Here is a 17,979-nt window from a genome sequence, read left to right as displayed (position 1 = left end):
GTGCCGACGGCGCACCCGTCCGACAAGATCCGGAAGAGGCGCTTAGCCCAGACGCCCCAAGACGACCCGCCGGCCCCTCGCCGCGGTAGCTGCTGTCGGCGGGCTACAGAACAAGAAACCTCTCGACCTCACGTTCCAGAGCGGGTGGCACGTCGGTCAACTCCGAGACGATCAGGCGGACATCCCGCTGGAGCCCGGGGAACCGGCTCCACACCTCCGGACTTCTGGTGAGCACGGCGGCCAGCAGGTCGCCCTCGTACATGTCGCCTTCCGCCAGCGGGTCGGTCCGCAGGGTCTCCACCGCCTGGGGCAGCAGATGGGCGAGGCCGACGTCCTGCCGGATCAACAGCCGCAGGTCCTCGACCGTCAGGCCGCCGATCGGCTTGCGTCGGAGCCGGCGCACGGTCGCCGTCAGCCGGGTCTCACCGCCCGACGGGACCGGCCGGCCGTCGCGATCGAGTTCATCGAGGCAGAGGTCACGGTTGACGAGTCGAGTCACCGGCCGATCGTCCCATGTCAGATATCGAACGTGGCCCGAGTGAAGCTGACCGCGGCAGCAGGTGCCGAGCGGACCGGGCGGGGTGCCTTCCACCGCGCCCGGTGACGTACGTGCCGCGTCGGAATCCGGGCTCAGCGCACCCGTCCCCGCGGCTTCAGCGGAGTCGGCGGCAGTTCGGGGGCGGGGATGGGCGCCCCGTCGTAACCCTTCACTTCCCCGAATCGCGAGCCGCTCATCCAGTCCTCACGGGCCTGCTGGATGTCGTCCTGGGTGCGCCCGACGAAGTTCCACCACATGATGAGCTCCTCCTCGAACGGCTCGCCGCCCAGGAGCATGACCGCCGCGTCCGACTCGGCACGCAGAGGCAGTTCGGTGCGGCCGCAGCCCAGGTAGAGCATCGAGCCCGGGAGCACGGGCACGCCGTCGACGCTCACCTCGCCGGACATCCCGAGCACGCCGTACTCGAAGTCGGGCTCCAGCGGCAGGCGCAGGTCGGCGCCGGCGGTGAGGGCCAGGTCCGCGCCGGCGATGGGGGTGAACGTCGTGCCGGGGGACGTCGTGCCGTCGAGGGAGCCGAGGACGACCGTGGCGGTCAGACCGGGCGCGGTGACCGTCGGCAGGTCGGGATGGTGTTCGAACTTCGGGTCCGTGTGCCGGTGGGAGTCCGGCAGGGCCACCCACAACTGGGCGCCGTGCAGGTACCGCGCGTGGGACCTCGGGCTCTCCTCCGAGTGGCTGATCGCCCGGCCCGACGTCATCAGTCCGAGCTCGCGCGGGCGGATCGTCTGCAGGCTGCCGGTCGAGTCGCGGTGCAGCACCTCGCCCTGGTGCAGCCAGCTGACCGTCTGCAGCCCGATGTGCGGGTGCGGCGGTACCTGCATCCCGGGCTCGTCGGCGATGTCGTCGGGGCCGTAGTGGTCGACGAACGCCCAGGCGCCGATCATGCGGCGGCCGAGGTTCGGCAGCAGTCGGCGCACCTCGGTCGACTCGCCGAGTTGCACGTGGCGTGGGCTCAGCAGCTCGCGGACGGGTTCGGCGACGACGAACCCACGGCCACCGCACACGCTCGGGACGGGCGCACGGTCAAGGTTGCTCATACCGCCCAACCTAGCGGCCGGAGGTCCCGGTTGCCGAGCGGGTACGCGGTCCAGCGGAACCAGTCCCTCATGTTGTCGAGTCCGCGACCGCCGGCGCGGAACCGCGGGTACCGAACCGGACCCTGCTTGCTTGCGTAAATCAAGTGACTTACATTCGGGAGGGTCGTGCAGAGTCGGACGGCCCTACGGAGGCTCGACCATGTCCCACGTACAGCCCCGGCCGGCAGCGGCGGGGGAGTCCGCGGCGCCGCGGAACAACGCGGTCGTCGCGGTGCTGGCCTTCGGCGGGATCGTGGTCTCGCTGATGCAGACCCTCGTGATCCCCATCGTGCCCGAACTGCCGAGACTGCTCGACGCCTCCGCGTCCGACGCGACCTGGGCCGTCACGGCGACCCTGCTCGCCGCCGCCGTCGCCACCCCCGTCATGGGGCGGCTCGGCGACATGTACGGCAAGCGGCTGATCCTGCTGACCAGCCTCGTCATGCTGATCGCCGGCTCGGTCACCGCCGGGCTCAGCGACACCCTCGTGCCGATGATCGTCGGCCGCGCGCTGCAGGGCCTGGCCTCGGGGGTGATCCCGCTCGGCATCAGCATCATGCGCGACGAACTCCCCGCCGAACGGCTCGGCTCCGCCACCGCCCTGATGAGCGCCTCACTCGGTGTCGGCGGCGCCCTCGGCCTGCCCGCCGCCGCCCTGATCGCGGACCACTTCGACTGGCACGTGCTGTTCTGGACCTCGGCCGCGCTCGGCGTCGTCGCCGCCGTGCTGGTGCTGCTGGTGGTGCCCGAGTCGAAGGTGCGTGCCGGCGGCCGGTTCGACCTGCCCGGCGCCCTCGGGATGGCCGCCGGGCTGGTCTGTCTCCTGCTCGGCGTCTCCAAGGGCGCCGACTGGGGATGGGCCAGCGGAACCACGCTCGGTCTGTTCGGTGCCGCCGTGGTGGTCCTGCTCGCCTGGGGACTGTACGAACTGCGCACCCGGCAGCCGCTGGTGGACCTGCGCACCACCGCCCGCCGGCAGGTCCTGGTCACGAACCTCGCCTCGATCGCCTTCGGGTTCTCCATGTTCGCGATGTCCCTGGTGCTTCCACAGCTCCTGCAGTTGCCCCAGGCGACCGGCTACGGGCTGGGCAGGTCGCTCCTCGACGCGGGCCTGGTGATGGCCCCGACCGGCCTGGTGATGATGGCGACGGCGCCCGTGTCGGCGCTCGTCTCACGGAAGTTCGGCCCGAAGACCACCCTGATGTGCGGCGCGGTGATCGTGGCCGCCGGGTACGGACTCAACATCGTGCTGATGGACGCCGTCTGGCAGCTGGTCCTGGTCTCCTGCGTCGTCGGCGCCGGTATCGGCTTCGCCTACGGCGCGATGCCCGCGCTCATCATGGGTGCCGTCGACCCGCACGAGACCGCGGCGGCGAACAGCCTCAACACCCTGATGCGGTCCATCGGCACGTCGACCGCGAGCGCGGTCGCCGGAGTGATCCTGGCCCATCTGACGAACGTCTTCGGCGGGGTCGCCGTGCCCTCCGAGAACGGCTTCAAGGTGGTCATGGCCACCGGCTGCGGCGCCGCGGTCCTCGCACTGCTGGTGGCCGCGTTCATCCCGGGCCGGAAGCCCGCCGCGGCGGGTGGTGCGGCCCCCGCCGTGCCGGGGACCGCGGCGAAGGGGATGGCGAAGGGGGCCGTGCCGGGGACGGCGACCGGCTCGCCGGCGGACGCCGGCCCGGCCCCGGTGACGGTCGACCTGACCGACGACGGTGTCCCGGTGCGCGGGCGGATCCGCGGTGCCGACGGGACCGGAGTGGGCCACGCGGCCGTCACCCTGATCTCGCTCGGCGGCCGTCAGCTCGGCCGCGCGGTCGCGGACGCCGAGGGCCGCTACGCCCTGGCGGCGCCCGGCGAGGGGACGTTCGTCCTCATAGCCTCCGCCGACGGCTGCCGGCCGCAGGCCACCACCCTGGTGGTGGGCACGGCACCGGTCGCCTACGACGTGCTGCTCGGCGGCACCAGCGGCCTGGCCGGAGCGGTACGGGCCGCGGACGGCGGGGCACCGGTCGCCGGGGCGGTGGTGGTCCTCACCGACGTGCGCGGCGACGTGCTCGCCACCCGGCGGAGCGACGGGCTGGGAGAGTTCGCGGTGCCCGACCTGGTGCCGGGCACCGTGACCCTGGCGGTCAGCTCGCCCAAGCACCGGCCGCTCGCCCTGCCCGTCGAGATCGCCGGGACCGGGATCACCCGCGTCGAGGTCGAGCTGCGGGCGGGCGCGCACGTGCGCGGCACGGTACGGGGCGGGGGCGGCCCGCTGGGCGACGCCCGGGTCACCCTGGTGGACGTCGCCGGCAACGTCGTCGCCACGACCACGACCGGGGACGACGGCGCGTACGCGTTCTCCGACCTGGACACCGGCCCCTACACCGTCATCGCGACCGGCTACCCGCCGCACGCGGCCGGGGTGCTGGTCTCGGGCGCCGACGTCCACGACCACGACATCGAACTCGCCCACCCGGGCGCGTAGTCCGGGGTCCGGCCCGCACCGGGAGCCCCGGTGCGGCGTTCAGACCGGCAGCAACCGTCCGACCAGCGAACTCAGTTGGCCTGCCGTGCGGCACTCGTGCATCTCGACCAGTTCGGCGTAGTCGGGTGCCGCCGAGTCCCCGGTGCCCCACAGGGAGCGCGCCTCGGGGTTCAGCCAGTAGACACGGCGGGCCTGTTCGCTGATCCGGCGGACGGCCGCGAGGTTCGGGTCGAGGTTGTTGGTGCGGGCGTCGCCGAGCACGAACACCGTGCTGCGCGGTCCCACGGCGGCGCCGTACCGCTCCGCGAACTCGCCCAGCGACACCCCGTAGTCACTGCTGCCGTGCCAGCCCGTGAGGGTCGCCTCGGCGCGGATCCGGGCACCGAGGCCCTCCGGATCGGCCCGGCCGTGTTCGAGCAGGCCGGTCACCTCGTCGATGCGGTTGACGAAGGCGAACACCCGGACCTTGCTGAACTGGTCGTGGAGCGCCTGCACCAGCAGCATCGTGAAGTCCGAGAACCCCGACACCGACCCCGAGACGTCGCACAGCAGGACCAGCTCGGGGCGGGCCGGACGGCGCCGGCGCAGCACCGGCCGCATCGGCACCCCGCCGGTGGAGAGCGAACCGCGCAGGGTGCGGCGCAGATCGATGGTGCCCCGCGCGGCCCGGCGGCGGCGCGCGGCCAGCCGGGTCGCCAGCTTCCGGGCCAACGGCTGGACGGTCCTGCGCAGTTCGGCGAGCTGGTCGCGGCCGGCGAACAGGAAGTCCACCCGGTCGGAGGTCGGCGGCACCGCGCGCCGGGCGAGCTCGTCCCGCCCGCGCCGCTCGGCCACCCGGCGCCGGGCCTCCGCCGCGACCATGCCCCTGAACGCCTCGATCCGCCGCCGGATCTCGTCGTCCAGCAGCCGGTCCGCGAACCCCGTGTCCCCACCCCGTGCCCGGACGTCGGCCCGCACCTTCGCCAGCAGGGTCTGCGGCCGCAGCCGGTCCAGTGTCTGGTACGACGACCAGCCGTCCGAGCCAGGCGAACTCCCGTATCCGCCCAGGCCGTCCACCGCCTGTGCCGCCAACTGGCGCAGCAGCGCGGTGTCGTCGTCGGCGAGCGCGGCCGCGAGCCGCTCCCGCAGTTCCTCCCGGCCCGCGGACTCGGTCCCCGGCCCGCCCGCACCGCGCGGGAAGTAGAGGTCGAAGACCTGGTCGAACACGGTCCGCTGGCCCGCACCGTGCAGGAGGGTCGCGGCCAGCCCCTCGCGCAGCAGCTCCCGGTCCGCAAGACCCAGCGCCGCCACCGCCCGGCCCGCGTCCACGGTCTCCCCGGTGCCGACCCGCATCCCGTGCGCACGCAGCGCGCCCACCAGCCCGGTGAGCCGGGCGGCGAGGTCGGCCGGCGCGCCGGCCGCCGTGCTCACAGCGCGTCCAGGTCCAGCTTGGCGGCCGCCTTCTGGATGTCGTCCTGGTGCTTGAGGATCACACCCAGGGAATCCTTTACGACCCGCTCGTCCAGCGCGTCGGCGCCCAGCGCCAGCAGGGTGCGCGCCCAGTCGATGGTCTCGGCCACCGACGGCACCTTGCGCAGGTCCATCGCGCGCAGCGCGCCGACCACCCGGACCACGGACTCGGTGAGCGCCTCGGTGAGCCCCGGCACCTTCAGTCGTACGATCCGGCGCTCCAGCTCCTCGTCCGGGAACCCGATGTGCAGGAACAGGCAGCGGCGGCGCAGCGCCTCGGAGAGTTCACGGCTCGCGTTCGAGGTGAGCACGACGAAGGGGCGGCGGGTCGCGGTGACCGTGCCCAGCTCGGGGACGGTCACCTGGAAGTCGCTGAGCACCTCCAGGAGCAGGCCCTCCACCTCGACGTCGGCCTTGTCGGTCTCGTCGATCAGCAGCACCTTCGGGTCGTCGCCCCGGATAGCGGTGAGCAGCGGCCGGGGGAGCAGGAACTCCTCGCTGAAGATGTCGGTGCGGGCCTCGTCCCAGGTCTCGTCCCGGCCGGCGCTGATCCGCAGCAGCTGCTTGGCGTGGTTCCACTCGTACAGCGCGCGGGACTCGTCCACGCCCTCGTAGCACTGCAGGCGTACCAGCCGGGCGCCGGCCACCTCGGCGACGGCCTTGGCCAGCTCGGTCTTGCCGACGCCCGCGGGGCCCTCGACCAGGAGGGGCTTGCCGAGCCGGTCGGCCAGGAAGACGGTGGTGGCGACGGCGGGGGAGGCGAGGTAGCCGGTCTCCGCGAGGCGGGCGGAGACGTCGTCGACGGAAGTGAACAACGGGGCCTCCGGCTGTTCAGAGTCACGGACAGTGACACGTGGACACGGACACGTGGACACATGGACACGTGGATTCGGCGATATGGCGGTATCCCGACATACGGACAGAGGGAGCGTGCGTGGGCAGCGGCCCCCGGTTCCTATCTAAGCGCTTGTTCACCTCTCCTGCCACCCTGTATACCGATCGGTTTCTCGGCGGGCCGTCGCGCGGTAACCTCGGGACCATGGCCACCACCGACAAGGCGTCCCCCCGTGACCGGCTGCTCGAAGCGGCCGCCGAGCTCTTCTACCGCGACGGCGTGTCCGTGGGCGTCGAGGCGCTGTGCAGGTCGGCCGGGGTGTCCAAACGCTCGATGTACCAGCTCTTCGACAGCAAGGACGAGATGCTGGCCGCCAGCCTGGAGCGGCGCAGGCCCTGGTACGAGGCGCAGCTCACGCCCGCCGAGGGCGACGGCGTGCCGGCCACGCCCCGGGAACGGGTCCTGTACGTCTTCGAACGGCTGGAGAAGGGCTCCGCGGCCCCCGGCTATCAGGGCTGCCCCTACCTCGCCGTACTCGTCGAGCTGAAGGACCCCGAGCATCCGGCAAGCCTGGTGGCCCGCTCGGTCAAGGACCGGCTGGAGGGCTTCTTCCGGGAACAGGCCGAGGAGGGCGGGGCGGCGGATCCGGCCGTGCTCGCCCGGCAGCTGATGCTGGTCTTCGACGGTGCCAGTGCCCGGGCCGGCGCCCGGATCGAAAGGCTCGACGACGGGCTGGCCTCGGGAACGGCGGCGGCACTGATGCGAGCGGGCGGAATGGCGTAACACCGACCGCACGAACCCCGGCCCCGCCCGAGCCGAGCCGCTCCCACCACCGGTGGCCACTGGTGCCGCCCGGCCCCGTGGTGACGTCGCGGCGGCCACCGGCGGCGACCCGACGGGCAGTACCGGTCGGCGACCCGGACGGGTCAGTACAAGGTGACTTGGGTGCGGCGCGGTCGGTGGAATGGACGGGTGATCGCGCCGCCGAACGACTGCCTCGCGCGTAACGAGTGGATCTGCGGGGCCTATCTGAGCAGCCGCCGTCAGATCCTCCTCGACGCGGTCGGGCAGCATCTGCGGCTCACCGCGGTCTCCGTGCTCGTCGGCCTCGTCATCGCCGTCCCCCTGGCCGTGCTGGCCCGCCGCTGGCGCTGGTCGGCCGGTCCCGTCCTCGCCGTCACGACGATCCTGTACACCATCCCCTCCCTGGCGATGTTCTCCCTGCTCCTGCCGGTCTACGGCCTCTCGGCCACCCTCGTCGTCGCCGGACTGGTGCTCTACTCGCTCACCCTGCTCGTCCGGAACATCCTCGCGGGCCTGCGCGCCGTCCCGGAGGAGACCCGGCAGGCCGCCCGCGGCATGGGCTACGGCCCGATCCGCGCCCTGCTGACGGTCGAACTCCCGCTCGCCCTGCCCGCGGCCATGGCCGGACTGCGCATCGCCACCGTCTCCGCGGTCTCCCTGGTCACCGTCGGCGCGATCGTCGGTTTCGGGGGCCTCGGCAACCTGATCTACGCCGGCATGAACACCTACTTCAAGGCCCAGGTGCTCACCGCCTCCGTCCTGTGCGTGCTGATCGCCGTCGCCGCCGACCTGCTGCTGCTCGGCCTGCAGCGGCTGCTCACCCCGTGGACGCGGGCGGCCCGCGCATGACCACCCTCGCCGACGCCTGGGACTGGCTCACCGACGCCGCGCACTGGGCGGGCGACGACGGGATCGGGCACCGCCTGCTCCAGCACCTCGCCCTCACCGCCGTCTGCCTCGTCGTCAGCTGCGTCATCGCCCTGCCCGTCGCCCTGGTCCTCGGCCATCTCGGCAAGGGCGGCGCACTCGCCGTGAACATCTCCAACGTCGGCCGCGCCGTCCCCACCTTCGCCGTCCTGGTCCTGCTGCTCCTCACCCCCGTCGGACGCTGGGGCGAGGGCCCCACGGTGGTGGCTCTGGTGCTGTTCGCGGTACCGCCACTGCTCACCAACGCCTACGTGGGCATGCGCGAGGTCGACCGCGGCATCGTGCAGGCGGCCCGGGGCATGGGGATGACCGGGCGGCAGCTGCTGCTCCGCGTCGAACTGCCCCTCGCCCTCCCCCTGGTCCTCAACGGGGTGCGGATCGCGGCCGTCCAGCTCGTGGCCACGGCGACCATCGCCGCCCTGGCCGGCGGGGGAGGCCTCGGGCGGATCATCACCGCCGGATTCAACCTGGCCAGCACGCCCCAGGTGGTGGCCGGCGCGATCCTGGTCGCCGTCTTCGCGCTCGTCGTGGAGGGCGTCTTCGAACTCGTCGAGCGGCTCGCCCCGGCACGGGCACGGGGCGCGCGGTGAGATCCCGTACGGCGGCGGCGGCCGCGCTGCTGCTCGCGCTCACCGCCTGCACCACCGGCCCCTCCCTGGAGAACCGCGGCGCGGTCACCGCGGCACCGGGCGACAGCCGGCACCTGACCATCGGCTCGGCCGGATTCACCGAGAGCGACCTGCTCGCCCAGATGTACGCACAGCTGCTGGACCAGGCGGGCTACCGGACCTCCCTCATCACCGTGGGCAACCGGGAGATCTACGAACCCGCCCTGGAGTCCGGCCAGATCGACGTCGTCCCCGAGTACGCGGCCACCTTCGCCGACTGGCTGAACGCGAAGGCCCACGGCCCCGACGCGCCGCCCGTCGGCTCGCCCGACCTCGCCACCACCATGAAGGCACTGCGCGGCCTCGCCGCACCCCGCGGCCTCACCGTCCTGGACCCGGGTCGCGCGGTGGACCAGAACGCCTTCGCGGTCACCGCCGCCTACGCCCGCGGACATCACCTCGCGACACTGAGCGACCTCGGCGCGTCGGGGCTGAAGGTGCGGCTCGCGGCGGGCGACGAGTGCGTGCAACGGCCGTACTGCGAGCCGGGCCTGAAGAAGGTCTACGGGATCGACATCACCGGCGTCGACCCGAAGGGCGTCGGCACCACCCAGGCCAAGCGGGCCGTGCAGAGCGGACAGGACCAGATGGTGCTGACCACCACCACCGACGCCACCCTCGACCAGTTCGGCCTGGTCCTGCTCGCCGACGACAGGCACCTGCAGAACGCCGACTACGTCGTCCCGGTCGTCAACCGCGCGCGGGCGGGCGCCGAGGGCGTCACGAAGACCCTCGGCAAACTCAACGACGTCCTGACGACGGCGGATCTGGCCGCCATGAACCGGCAGGTCGACAGCTGGCGACGGCTGGCCCAGGACGTGGCCCGGACCTATCTGCGGGACAAGGGACTGGTCAGGTGAGGCTCGGCCCCGTTGTCAGTGGCGGGCGGTACGTTCCGGGGCATGGGGATCTATCTGGTGAGTGTCGCCGCGCGGGAGTGGTTCGACGCGGACGAGGAGGAGGGCGGCATGGGAGCCCTCGCCGCGGCGCTGAACGAGGAGCTGCGGCGGCGCGGGCGCGCGCCCTACACGACGGTGCCCGAGGACGTCCCCCTGGTGCGCGGCTCGGGGCAGTCGTTCGAGGAGAAACTGGTGCCGTCGATGGACGGGTTCGGCGCGCTGTGCCGGGAACACCTGTCGGCGCGGGAGTCGGGGCTGCTGCTGACCTGGTCGGTGCTGGTGCCGCTGTCCCTCGACGAGGAACTCCTGCTGCCCGTCGAGTCCGCCTACGACGACACCACGACGGTCGCCGGAGCGCCCCAGGTGCTCGCGCTCGCCGAACGGCTGGCGACGGCGGTCCGGCTGCCCGTCGACGTGATACCGCGGGCCTGCGACAACCTCGATCTGACGGCGTGGTTCCTGGACGGCCCGGCCGGGAAGACGGCCGCCGCCCGCCCCGGCCCGTGGGGCGAGGACCTGGACGCCGCCTTCTACGTCGCGCTGTACCTGCGGGCCGCCCAGCACTCGATGCGCCGCGGCTGCCCGATGACGTACTGCTGACGGTACCGCCGGCACCGGGTCGGCCGCGGCCGTCAGGCGTCGGAGACCGAGTCGAACGGCACCTCGCCGCGCGGGACGCCACGCGCGTCCGCGTCCACCGAGCGGCGCAGCGCCTCGTGCAGCTTGGCGGGGGTCAGGACGCCCAGGAAGCGCGAGCCGTCCAGGACCGCGACCCATCCGGCGTCGTACTGGAGCATCACCCCGAACGCCTGCTTCAGCGGGGCGCCGACCTGAACCCACGCGGTCATCCGGTGCGCGCGGTCGCCGACGGTGCCGCCCGCCGCCAACTCCTCCCGGCCCACCCAGCCGTGCAGTTCGCCGTCGGTGTCCAGGACCACCGCCCAGCGGGCTCCCTCCGCCCGCAGCCGGCTCGCGGCGCTCGCGGCGGACTCCGCCGGGCGGGCGACCGGCGGCTGCTCCAGGTCGTCCGGTTCGATCGCGGTCACCGACAGCCGCTTCAGCCCGCGGTCCGCGCCCACGAACCCGGCGACGTACGGTGTGGCCGGCGTGCCCAGCACCGCGCCCGGCGTGTCGTACTGCTCGATGCGCCCCTGCCCGTACACCGCGATCCGGTCCCCGAGCCGCACCGCCTCCTCGATGTCGTGGGTGACCAGCAGCACCGTCTTGCGCACGGCGGCCTGCATCCTGAGGAACTCGTCCTGCAACTGCTCCCGCACCACCGGATCGACGGCGCCGAACGGCTCGTCCATCAGCAGCACCGGGGGATCCGCGGCGAGGGCGCGGGCCACGCCCACCCGCTGCCGCTGGCCGCCGGAGAGCTGGTCCGGGTAGCGGCCGCCGAACGTACCGGGGTCCAGGCCCACCAGGTCGAGCAGTTCGGCGGCCCGTTCACGGGCCCTGGCCCGCTTCCAGCCGAGCAGGGCCGGTACGGTCGCGGTGTTGTCGAGGACGGTGCGGTGCGGGAAGAGGCCCACCTGCTGGATGACGTAGCCGATCCGGCGGCGCAGCCGGACGGGGTCGACCCCCGCGACGTCCTCGCCGTCGACCAGGATCCGGCCGGAGGTCGGTTCGACGAGCCGGTTGACCATCATCATCGTGGTGGTCTTGCCGCAGCCGGACGGGCCCACCAGGGTGACGAGTTCACCCTCCGCCACCTCGAAGGAGAGGCCGTCCACGGCGGTCGTGCCGTCCGGATACCGCTTGGTGACCTGCTCGAACCGGATCATCCCCTCACGCTAGCCGCGCCCCCTCGGGGCCGCTCGCCGAAGGGGCGGCGGCCCGCCTACGGGGTGACTTCGACGGCCGGCCCGCCCGTGCTGACGAGCACCACCTCCAGGGTGCGCGGACCGTGCACCCCCTCCACCCGGTCCAGTTCGATGTCGCTGGTGGCGGAGGGGCCGGAGATCCAGGTCAACGGGCGTGTGCGGTCGAGTCGTTCGAGTGCCTGCGGGACGGAGGAGACGACCTGGTCCGGAACCCGGACGACGCAGATGTGGTGGTCGGGGACGAGGGTGATGCGGCGGCGGCCCTGGTCGGGGCCGCCGTCCAGGACGATCGTGCCGGTCTCGGCGATCGCCACCGCGCATCCGGTGACCACGCTGTCCACCGCGTCCAGCTCGCGCGCCGTGCTCGCGGCCCGGTCGTCGACCCGTTCGGGGCCGGCGGTCGGCATCCAGGCCGCCGGCAGCCCGGCGGGCACCAGCACCCGCCGTGACCCGCGTTCGGCGAGCAACCGCGTGATGACGGCGGGGAGTTCGTCCTCGGTGGCACGATGCACGAGGGCCCGGTAGTCGGCCAGGTTCTCCGCCAGCAGGTCGACGGTCTGTGCGGTGGTGCGGTGTCCGTGTTCGCGGAGGTACGCCCGCTCGACCGGGGCCTCCGCGCTGCCCGTGTCGGCAAGTGCGCGGCGTACCCGGCCCAGGATCCGCTCCCTGCTGCTCACTTGTCTCCGTCCGTCGTGCCGCCTGTGCGTTGCCACCAGTCGCGGAACGGCTCGGCCGGGAGGGCCGGCAGGTCCCGCGTGGCGGTCCAGGCCCGGCCGGGGCCGGGGAGGGTGCGGGGGTGCAGGCGGCGGGTGCGGGAGGCGAGGCGCTGGCCGGTGCGCAGGGCGGCCGGGTGGGACAGCGCCCAGCGGGCCGCCCGCATCGCGGCCCTTTCGGCCGCGTGTCCCCTGGCCGGCTTGAGCAGCACCTTGTTTCCCGCCTGGACGGCTTCGCCGCCCTCCACGATGCGTTCGCGTAGGTGGACGAGGACTTCGGGGATGTCGATGGCGACCGGGCACACCTCGTAGCAGGCGCCGCACAGTGACGACGCGTAGGGCAGGGAGGCGTCGATCGCGCTGGCCGTCCCCCGTAGCTGGGGGCTGAGGATCGCGCCGATCGGGCCCGGGTAGACCGAGCCGTAGGCGTGCCCGCCCGCCCGTTCGTAGACCGGGCAGACGTTGAGGCAGGCCGAGCAGCGGATGCAGCGCAGGGCCTGCCGGCCGACCTCGTCGGCGAGGGTGTCGGTGCGGCCGTTGTCCAGGAGGACCAGGTGGAAGGCGCCCGGTCCGTCCCCGTCGGTGGTGCCGGTCCACATCGAGGTGTACGGGTTCATCCGTTCGGCGGTCGAGGAACGGGGCAGGGTCTGCAGGAAGACCTCCAGGTCCCGCCAGGTCGGCACGGTCTTCTCGATGCCGACGACCGAGATCAGCGTCTCGGGCAGGGTCAGGCACATCCGCCCGTTGCCCTCGGACTCGACCACGACCAGGGTGCCGGTCTCGGCGACCATGAAGTTGGCGCCGGAGATTCCGACCTTCGCGCGCAGGAACTTCTCCCGCAGGTGCAGCCGCGCCGCCTCGGCCAGCTCCCCTGGTGTGTCGGTGAGGCCGTCCGGGGCGGGACGCCCCCACTCGCCCATCTCACGCCGGAAGATGTCCCGGATCTCGCCCCGGTTGCGGTGGATCGCCGGTACCAGGATGTGCGAGGGCCGGTCCTTTCCCAACTGGACGATCAGCTCGGCGAGATCGGTCTCGTAGGCCCGGATGCCCTCGGCCTCAAGCGCCTCGTTCAGCCCGATCTCCTGCGTGGCCATCGACTTGACCTTCACGACCTCCGACTCACCGGTCTCCTTGACCAGCGCGGTGACGATCCGGTTCGCCTCCTCGGCATCCGCCGCCCAGTGGACCGTACCGCCCGCCGCCGTCACCGCCTCCTCCAACTCGACCAGGTACCGGTCGAGATGACGCAGCGTGTGGTCCTTGATCCGCGCTCCGGCCTCGCGCAGCTCCGCCCAGTCGGACACCTCCGCCACCGCCCTGGCCCGCTTGGCCCGGATGGTGTGCGTGGCATGACGCAGATTCTGGCGCAGGACGGGATTGTTGACGGCTTCCCGCACGGCCTGCGGAAACGCCGGCATCCCCAGATACGTCCCGCTCACAGCGCCGCCTCCTCCGTGCTCGCCAGGATCTCCGCGATGTGCACCGGCCGCAGACCGCTGCCGAGCCGGGCCATGGTGCCCCCGATGTGCATCAGACAGGAGTTGTCGGCCGCGCACAGCACCCCAGCCCCCGTCGACTCGGCGTTGCGGACCTTGTCGGCGCCCATCGCCGCCGACACGTCCGGGTTCTTCACCGCGAACGTGCCACCGAACCCGCAGCACTCCTCCGCACCCGGCAACTCCACCAACTCCAGACCTCGCACGGCCTGCAGCAGCCGGCGCGGCCGGTCCCCCAGCCCCAGACTCCGCAGCCCATGACAGGTCGGGTGATAGGCCACCCGGTGCGGGTAGCAGGCCCCCACATCGGTCACCCCGAGCACGTCCACCAGGAACTCCGTCAGCTCGTACGTCTTCGGCACCACGGGCGCCAGCACGGCCGCGAGATCCCCGCCCCGCCCCTCCGCCCGCGCCCGCTCACCCATCCTCGGATACAGCTCCCGCACCATCGCCCCGCACGACCCGGACGGCGTCACGACCGCCTCGTACCCGCCGAAGACATCGGAGAAATGCCGGGCCAACGGCTCCGCCTCATGCCGGTACCCGGTGTTGTAGTGGGCCTGCCCGCAACACGTCTGCCCCATCGGGAAGTCGACCTCGACACCCAGCCTGGTCAGGAGTTTCACCACCGCACGACCGGTGTCCGGATACAGCGTGTCGTTGACGCAGGTCAGGAACAGGGCGACACGCATCGCGGCTCCTAGGGATCGATCATCCGATGAGTGCAGGGTAATGGGCCGACGCGATCCGTGGGAGCCCCGCATCACCGGGTGGCGAGTCGTGATGCGGCCGCCGCCCAGCGGGCGGTGTCGCCGCGCGGCGCGTACCGGGCGAGCGGCTGGGTGCGCGCGAGCAGCCGCCGCATGTCGGCGAGGTCGCCCACCCGCCCGTGGGCACGGGCCTGGACCAGCACGTTCCCGAGGGCCGCCGCCTCCGCCGGGCCCGCCACCACCGGCAGCCCGCAGGCGTCGGCGGTGAGCTGGCACAGCAGCGCGTTGCGGGCGCCACCGCCCACCACGTACACCGTGTCCACCGGGTGGCCGGCGAGCCGCTGGGCGTCCGCGACCGCCCGGCGGTGGGCGAGTGCCAGCGAGTCGAGGATGCACCGGGTGGTCTCCGCGGGCGTCCGAGGCACCGGCTGCCCCGACCCCCGGCACGCCTCGGCGATCCGTTCCGGCATCCGGCCGGGCGCCAGGAACGCCGTGTCCTGCGCGTCCACCACCGAGCGCAGCGCCGGCCCGGTGGCCGCGTCCCGCAGCAGCCCGCCCAGATCGGGGTCGCCCCAGGTCCGCAGGCACTCCTGCAGGAGCCACAGCCCCATGATGTTGCGCAGGTACCGGACCGTGCCGTCCAGCCCCAGCTCGTTGGTGAAGTTGGCGGCCCTGCTCTCCTCGGTCAGCACGGGCGCGCTCAGTTCGAGCCCGGCCAGCGACCAGGTGCCGGTGCAGATGTAGGCGAAGCGCTCACCGTCCGCGGGGACGGCGGCCACCGCCGACGCCGTGTCGTGCGAGCCGACGGCGGTCACCGGCACCGGCCCGGCGAGTCCCGTCTCCTCGAGCACCTCGGGACGCAGCAGCCCGGCCGGATCCCCGGGCCGGCGCAGTGGCGCGAACAGCCCGAGGTCGATGCCCGCCCGGTCCGCCACCTCGTACGACCAGTCGCGGGTGCGAGGGTCGATCAGCTGGGTGGTGGAGGCGTTGGTCAGCTCCGTGCCCTGCTCGCCGGTCAGCCAGTACGACAGCAGGTCGGGGATGAGCAACAGCCGCCCGGCGCGGGCGAACTGGGCGTCCGACCGGGCCGCCGCCAGCTGGTAGAGGGTGTTGAAGGGGGCGTACTGGAGCCCCGTGCGGGCGTACAGCTCCGTCGCTGGCAGGGTCGCCCACAGCTTCTCCGCGACCCCCTCCGTGCGGGTGTCCCGGTAGTGCACCGGGTTGCCGAGCAGGGCCCCGTCGGCGTCCAGCAGCCCGTAGTCCACGGCCCAGCTGTCGATGCCCACGGAGTCCACCGGTCCGGCCGCGCCGAGTCCCGTCAACACCCCGGAGTACAGGGCGAGTACGTCCCAGCGCAGGCCCTCGGGCACCCGCACCGGCCGGTTCGCGAACCGGTGCGCCTCGGCCAGCTCCAGCGAGTCCGGCCCCACCCGGCCGACCATGACGCGGCCGCTGGACGCGCCGAGGTCGACCGCGGCGTAGGACCCGGGGCCGGTCATCGCAGGAACGCGGCCGCCACACCCGCGTCGACGGGGACGTGCAGCCCGGTGGTGTGGGTCAGTTCGCCGCCGGTCAGCGCGAACACGGCGTTCGCCACGTGCTCGGGGAGCACCTCGCGCTTGAGGATGGTCCGCTGGGCGTAGAACTCGCCGAGCTTCGCCTCCTCCACCCCGTACACGGCCGCCCGTTGGGCCCCCCAACCACCGGCGAAGATGCCGGACCCGCGCACCACCCCGTCCGGGTTGACCCCGTTGACGCGGATCCCGTGCTCGCCCAACTCCGCGGCCAGCAGCCGCACCTGGTGGGCCTGGTCGGCCTTGGTGGCCGAGTAGGCGATGTTGTTCGGCCCGGCGAACACGGCGTTCTTGGAGGCGATGTAGACGATGTCGCCGCCGAGCCCCTGGGCGGTCATCACCCGCGCCGCCTCCCGTGACACCAGGAAGGAGCCGCGGGCCATGATGGCGTGCTGGAGGTCCCAGTCCCGCGCCGAGGTCTCCAGCAGGGGCTTGGAGATGGAGATCCCGGCGTTGTTCACGACCAGGTCCACCCCGCCGAAGGCCAGCACGGCGGCCCGGAACGCGGCGGCGATCTGCTCCTCGTCCGTCACGTCGACGGTGACGGCGACGGCCCGGTCGGACCCGCCGAGCTCCTCCGCGACTGTGGCGGCACCCTCAGCGTTCAGATCGGCCACGACGACGCAGGCGCCTTCGGCGACGAGCCGGTGCGCGATCGCCCTGCCGATCCCGCTGCCGGCCCCCGTCACCAGGGCCACCCTGGTCGCCAGGGCCTTGGGCGCGGGCATCCGCCGGAGCTTGGCCTCCTCCAGCTCCCAGTACTCGATCCGGAACTTCTCCGACTCCTCGATCGGCGCGTAGGCCGAGACGGCCTCGGCCCCGCGCATCACGTTGATCGCGTTGACGTAGAACTCGCCCGCGACCCGGGCCGTCTGCTTGTCCTTGCCGAAGCTGAACATGCCGACTCCGGGCACCAGCACGATCGCCGGGTCGGCGCCGCGCATGGCGGGGGAGTCGGGCCGGGCGTGCCGCCGGTAGTAGGCGGCGTACTCCTCGCGGTACTCGGCGTGCAGCTCCCTGAGCCGGTCGACGACCTCGTCGAGGGGCGTGGTGGGCGGCAGGTCGAGCACGAGCGGTCGTACCTTGGTCCGCAGGAAGTGGTCCGGACAGGACGTGCCGAGCGCCGCGAGGCGCGGGTGCCCGGCCCGGGAGAGGAAGTCGAGGACCACGTCGGAGTCGGTGAAGTGCCCGACCTGCGCCCGGTCTTCGGACGCGACGGCACGGACGTGGGGTGCGAGGGCGGCGGCCCGCGCCCGCCGCTCGGTCTCCGGCAGGGCGCCGTACCCGTCGACGACGGGCCCGAAGGGTGCCGCCCTGCCGCGCTCGGCGAGGAAGGCCTCGGCGGTGCGGATGATGTGCAGCGAGTTGGCCTCGCACTCCTCGGAGGTGTCACCCCAGGCGGTGATGCCGTGTCCGCCCAGGACACAGCCGACGGCCCGCGGGTTGGCGGCCTTCACCGCCGCGATGTCCAGCCCCAGTTGGAACCCCGGGCGGCGCCACGGCACCCACACCACCGAGTCGCCGAAGCACTCGGCGGTCAGCTTCTCCCCGTCGGCGGCGCAGGCCAGCGCGATCCCGGAGTCCGGGTGCAGGTGATCGACGTGCGGGGCGTCCACCAGTCCGTGCATCGCGGTGTCGATGGAGGGCGCGGCCCCGCCCCTGCCGTGCAGGCAGTAGTCGAAGGCGGCGACCATCTCGTCCTCGCGCCCGACGCCCGGATAGGTCCCGGCGAGCGCCCGCAACCGGTCGAGCCGCAGCACGGCGAGCCCGGAACCGGTGAGGGTGCCGAGGTCGCCGCCGGACCCCTTCACCCACATCAGTTCGACGTCACCACCGGTGACGGGATCGGTGGCGGTGCCCTTGGCGGACGTGTTGCCGCCGGCGTAGTTGGTGTTGCGGGGATCGGCGCCGAGCCGATGGGAGCGGGCGAGGAGAGCGGCGGCTTCGGGGTGAGTGGTCATGAGGGTCCC

At 73.0% G+C, this 17,979-nt stretch carries 16 protein-coding genes; 6 read left to right on the top strand and 10 right to left on the bottom strand.

Translation table 11 applies throughout. From position 1 onward, the window contains the following. Positions 1 to 103: 103 nt before the first annotated feature. Positions 104 to 499, bottom strand: coding sequence for a contact-dependent growth inhibition system immunity protein (locus tag ACFY3I_RS09160; protein ID WP_390860043.1), 396 nt, complete (start codon positions 497 to 499; stop codon positions 104 to 106). A 131-nt stretch (positions 500 to 630) separates the two neighbouring features. Then, a complete protein-coding gene (locus ACFY3I_RS09155; RefSeq protein ID WP_390860042.1) occupies positions 631 to 1,596 on the bottom strand; it encodes a pirin family protein in 966 nt (321 codons plus the stop codon). 199 nt (positions 1,597 to 1,795) lie between these two features. Here ACFY3I_RS09155 and ACFY3I_RS09150 point away from each other — a divergent pair, with 199 nt between their 5' ends. Further along, entirely contained in the window at positions 1,796 to 4,108 is a 2,313-nt protein-coding gene (locus ACFY3I_RS09150) for an MFS transporter (protein ID WP_390860041.1), read from the top strand. Positions 4,109 to 4,147: 39 nt separating this feature from the next. On the opposite strand, the gene ACFY3I_RS09145 is transcribed toward ACFY3I_RS09150, so the two are convergent. Both ACFY3I_RS09145 and ACFY3I_RS09140 read right to left on the bottom strand, forming a co-directional pair. Next, the gene (locus tag ACFY3I_RS09145) at positions 4,148 to 5,440 is read right to left on the bottom strand and encodes a VWA domain-containing protein (RefSeq protein WP_390860120.1); all 1,293 of its coding nucleotides are present in this window, start codon (positions 5,438 to 5,440) and stop codon (positions 4,148 to 4,150) included. 74 nt (positions 5,441 to 5,514) lie between these two features. After that, positions 5,515 to 6,372, bottom strand: a complete 858-nt coding sequence (locus ACFY3I_RS09140) for an AAA family ATPase (RefSeq protein WP_390860040.1) — start codon at positions 6,370 to 6,372, stop codon at positions 5,515 to 5,517. A gap of 224 nt (positions 6,373 to 6,596) precedes the next feature. Here ACFY3I_RS09140 and ACFY3I_RS09135 point away from each other — a divergent pair, with 224 nt between their 5' ends. The 5 genes from ACFY3I_RS09135 (at position 6,597) to ACFY3I_RS09115 (ending at position 10,290) form a co-directional block, all read left to right on the top strand. After that, on the top strand, positions 6,597 to 7,175 hold the full coding sequence (locus ACFY3I_RS09135; RefSeq protein WP_365286009.1) for a TetR/AcrR family transcriptional regulator: 579 nt from the start codon (positions 6,597 to 6,599) through the stop codon (positions 7,173 to 7,175). Between the two features lie 189 nt (positions 7,176 to 7,364). Then, positions 7,365 to 8,045, top strand: coding sequence for an ABC transporter permease (locus ACFY3I_RS09130; protein ID WP_390860039.1), 681 nt, complete (start codon positions 7,365 to 7,367; stop codon positions 8,043 to 8,045). Next, positions 8,042 to 8,713, top strand: coding sequence for an ABC transporter permease (locus tag ACFY3I_RS09125; RefSeq protein WP_390860038.1), 672 nt, complete (start codon positions 8,042 to 8,044; stop codon positions 8,711 to 8,713). The genes ACFY3I_RS09130 and ACFY3I_RS09125 overlap by 4 nt, the downstream gene beginning before the upstream one ends. Next, complete coding sequence (locus tag ACFY3I_RS09120) at positions 8,710 to 9,651, top strand: ABC transporter substrate-binding protein (RefSeq protein ID WP_390860037.1); 942 nt, start codon at positions 8,710 to 8,712, stop codon at positions 9,649 to 9,651. Before ACFY3I_RS09125 ends, ACFY3I_RS09120 begins: the two co-directional genes overlap by 4 nt. Before the next feature lie 42 nt (positions 9,652 to 9,693). Continuing rightward, complete coding sequence (locus ACFY3I_RS09115; protein WP_390860036.1) at positions 9,694 to 10,290, top strand: hypothetical protein; 597 nt, start codon at positions 9,694 to 9,696, stop codon at positions 10,288 to 10,290. 32 nt (positions 10,291 to 10,322) lie between these two features. On the opposite strand, the gene ACFY3I_RS09110 is transcribed toward ACFY3I_RS09115, so the two are convergent. From ACFY3I_RS09110 to ACFY3I_RS09085, 6 genes are all read right to left on the bottom strand, one after another. After that, entirely contained in the window at positions 10,323 to 11,477 is a 1,155-nt protein-coding gene (locus ACFY3I_RS09110; protein ID WP_390860035.1) for an ABC transporter ATP-binding protein, read from the bottom strand. A 56-nt stretch (positions 11,478 to 11,533) separates the two neighbouring features. Beyond that, positions 11,534 to 12,193 (bottom strand): lactate utilization protein C, encoded by a 660-nt coding sequence (locus ACFY3I_RS09105; protein ID WP_390860034.1) that lies wholly within the window; start codon positions 12,191 to 12,193, stop codon positions 11,534 to 11,536. Next, positions 12,190 to 13,668, bottom strand: coding sequence for a LutB/LldF family L-lactate oxidation iron-sulfur protein (locus tag ACFY3I_RS09100; protein ID WP_390860033.1), 1,479 nt, complete (start codon positions 13,666 to 13,668; stop codon positions 12,190 to 12,192). Before ACFY3I_RS09100 ends, ACFY3I_RS09105 begins: the two co-directional genes overlap by 4 nt. After that, positions 13,665 to 14,417 carry a (Fe-S)-binding protein gene (locus ACFY3I_RS09095; protein ID WP_390860032.1) on the bottom strand — a complete coding sequence of 251 codons (753 nt, stop codon included), beginning with the start codon at positions 14,415 to 14,417 and terminating at the stop codon, positions 13,665 to 13,667. Before ACFY3I_RS09095 ends, ACFY3I_RS09100 begins: the two co-directional genes overlap by 4 nt. 71 nt (positions 14,418 to 14,488) lie before the next feature. Further along, positions 14,489 to 15,934 carry a rhamnulokinase family protein gene (locus tag ACFY3I_RS09090; RefSeq protein ID WP_390860031.1) on the bottom strand — a complete coding sequence of 482 codons (1,446 nt, stop codon included), beginning with the start codon at positions 15,932 to 15,934 and terminating at the stop codon, positions 14,489 to 14,491. Then, entirely contained in the window at positions 15,931 to 17,970 is a 2,040-nt protein-coding gene (locus ACFY3I_RS09085; protein WP_390860030.1) for a bifunctional aldolase/short-chain dehydrogenase, read from the bottom strand. The genes ACFY3I_RS09090 and ACFY3I_RS09085 overlap by 4 nt, the downstream gene beginning before the upstream one ends. Between the last annotated feature and the right edge of the window lie 9 nt (positions 17,971 to 17,979).

The organism is Streptomyces sp. NPDC001068 (assembly GCF_042897315.1).
In the GTDB taxonomy this organism is placed as follows: domain Bacteria; phylum Actinomycetota; class Actinomycetes; order Streptomycetales; family Streptomycetaceae; genus Streptomyces.
This window is presented reverse-complemented; position numbering and strand designations above follow the sequence as displayed.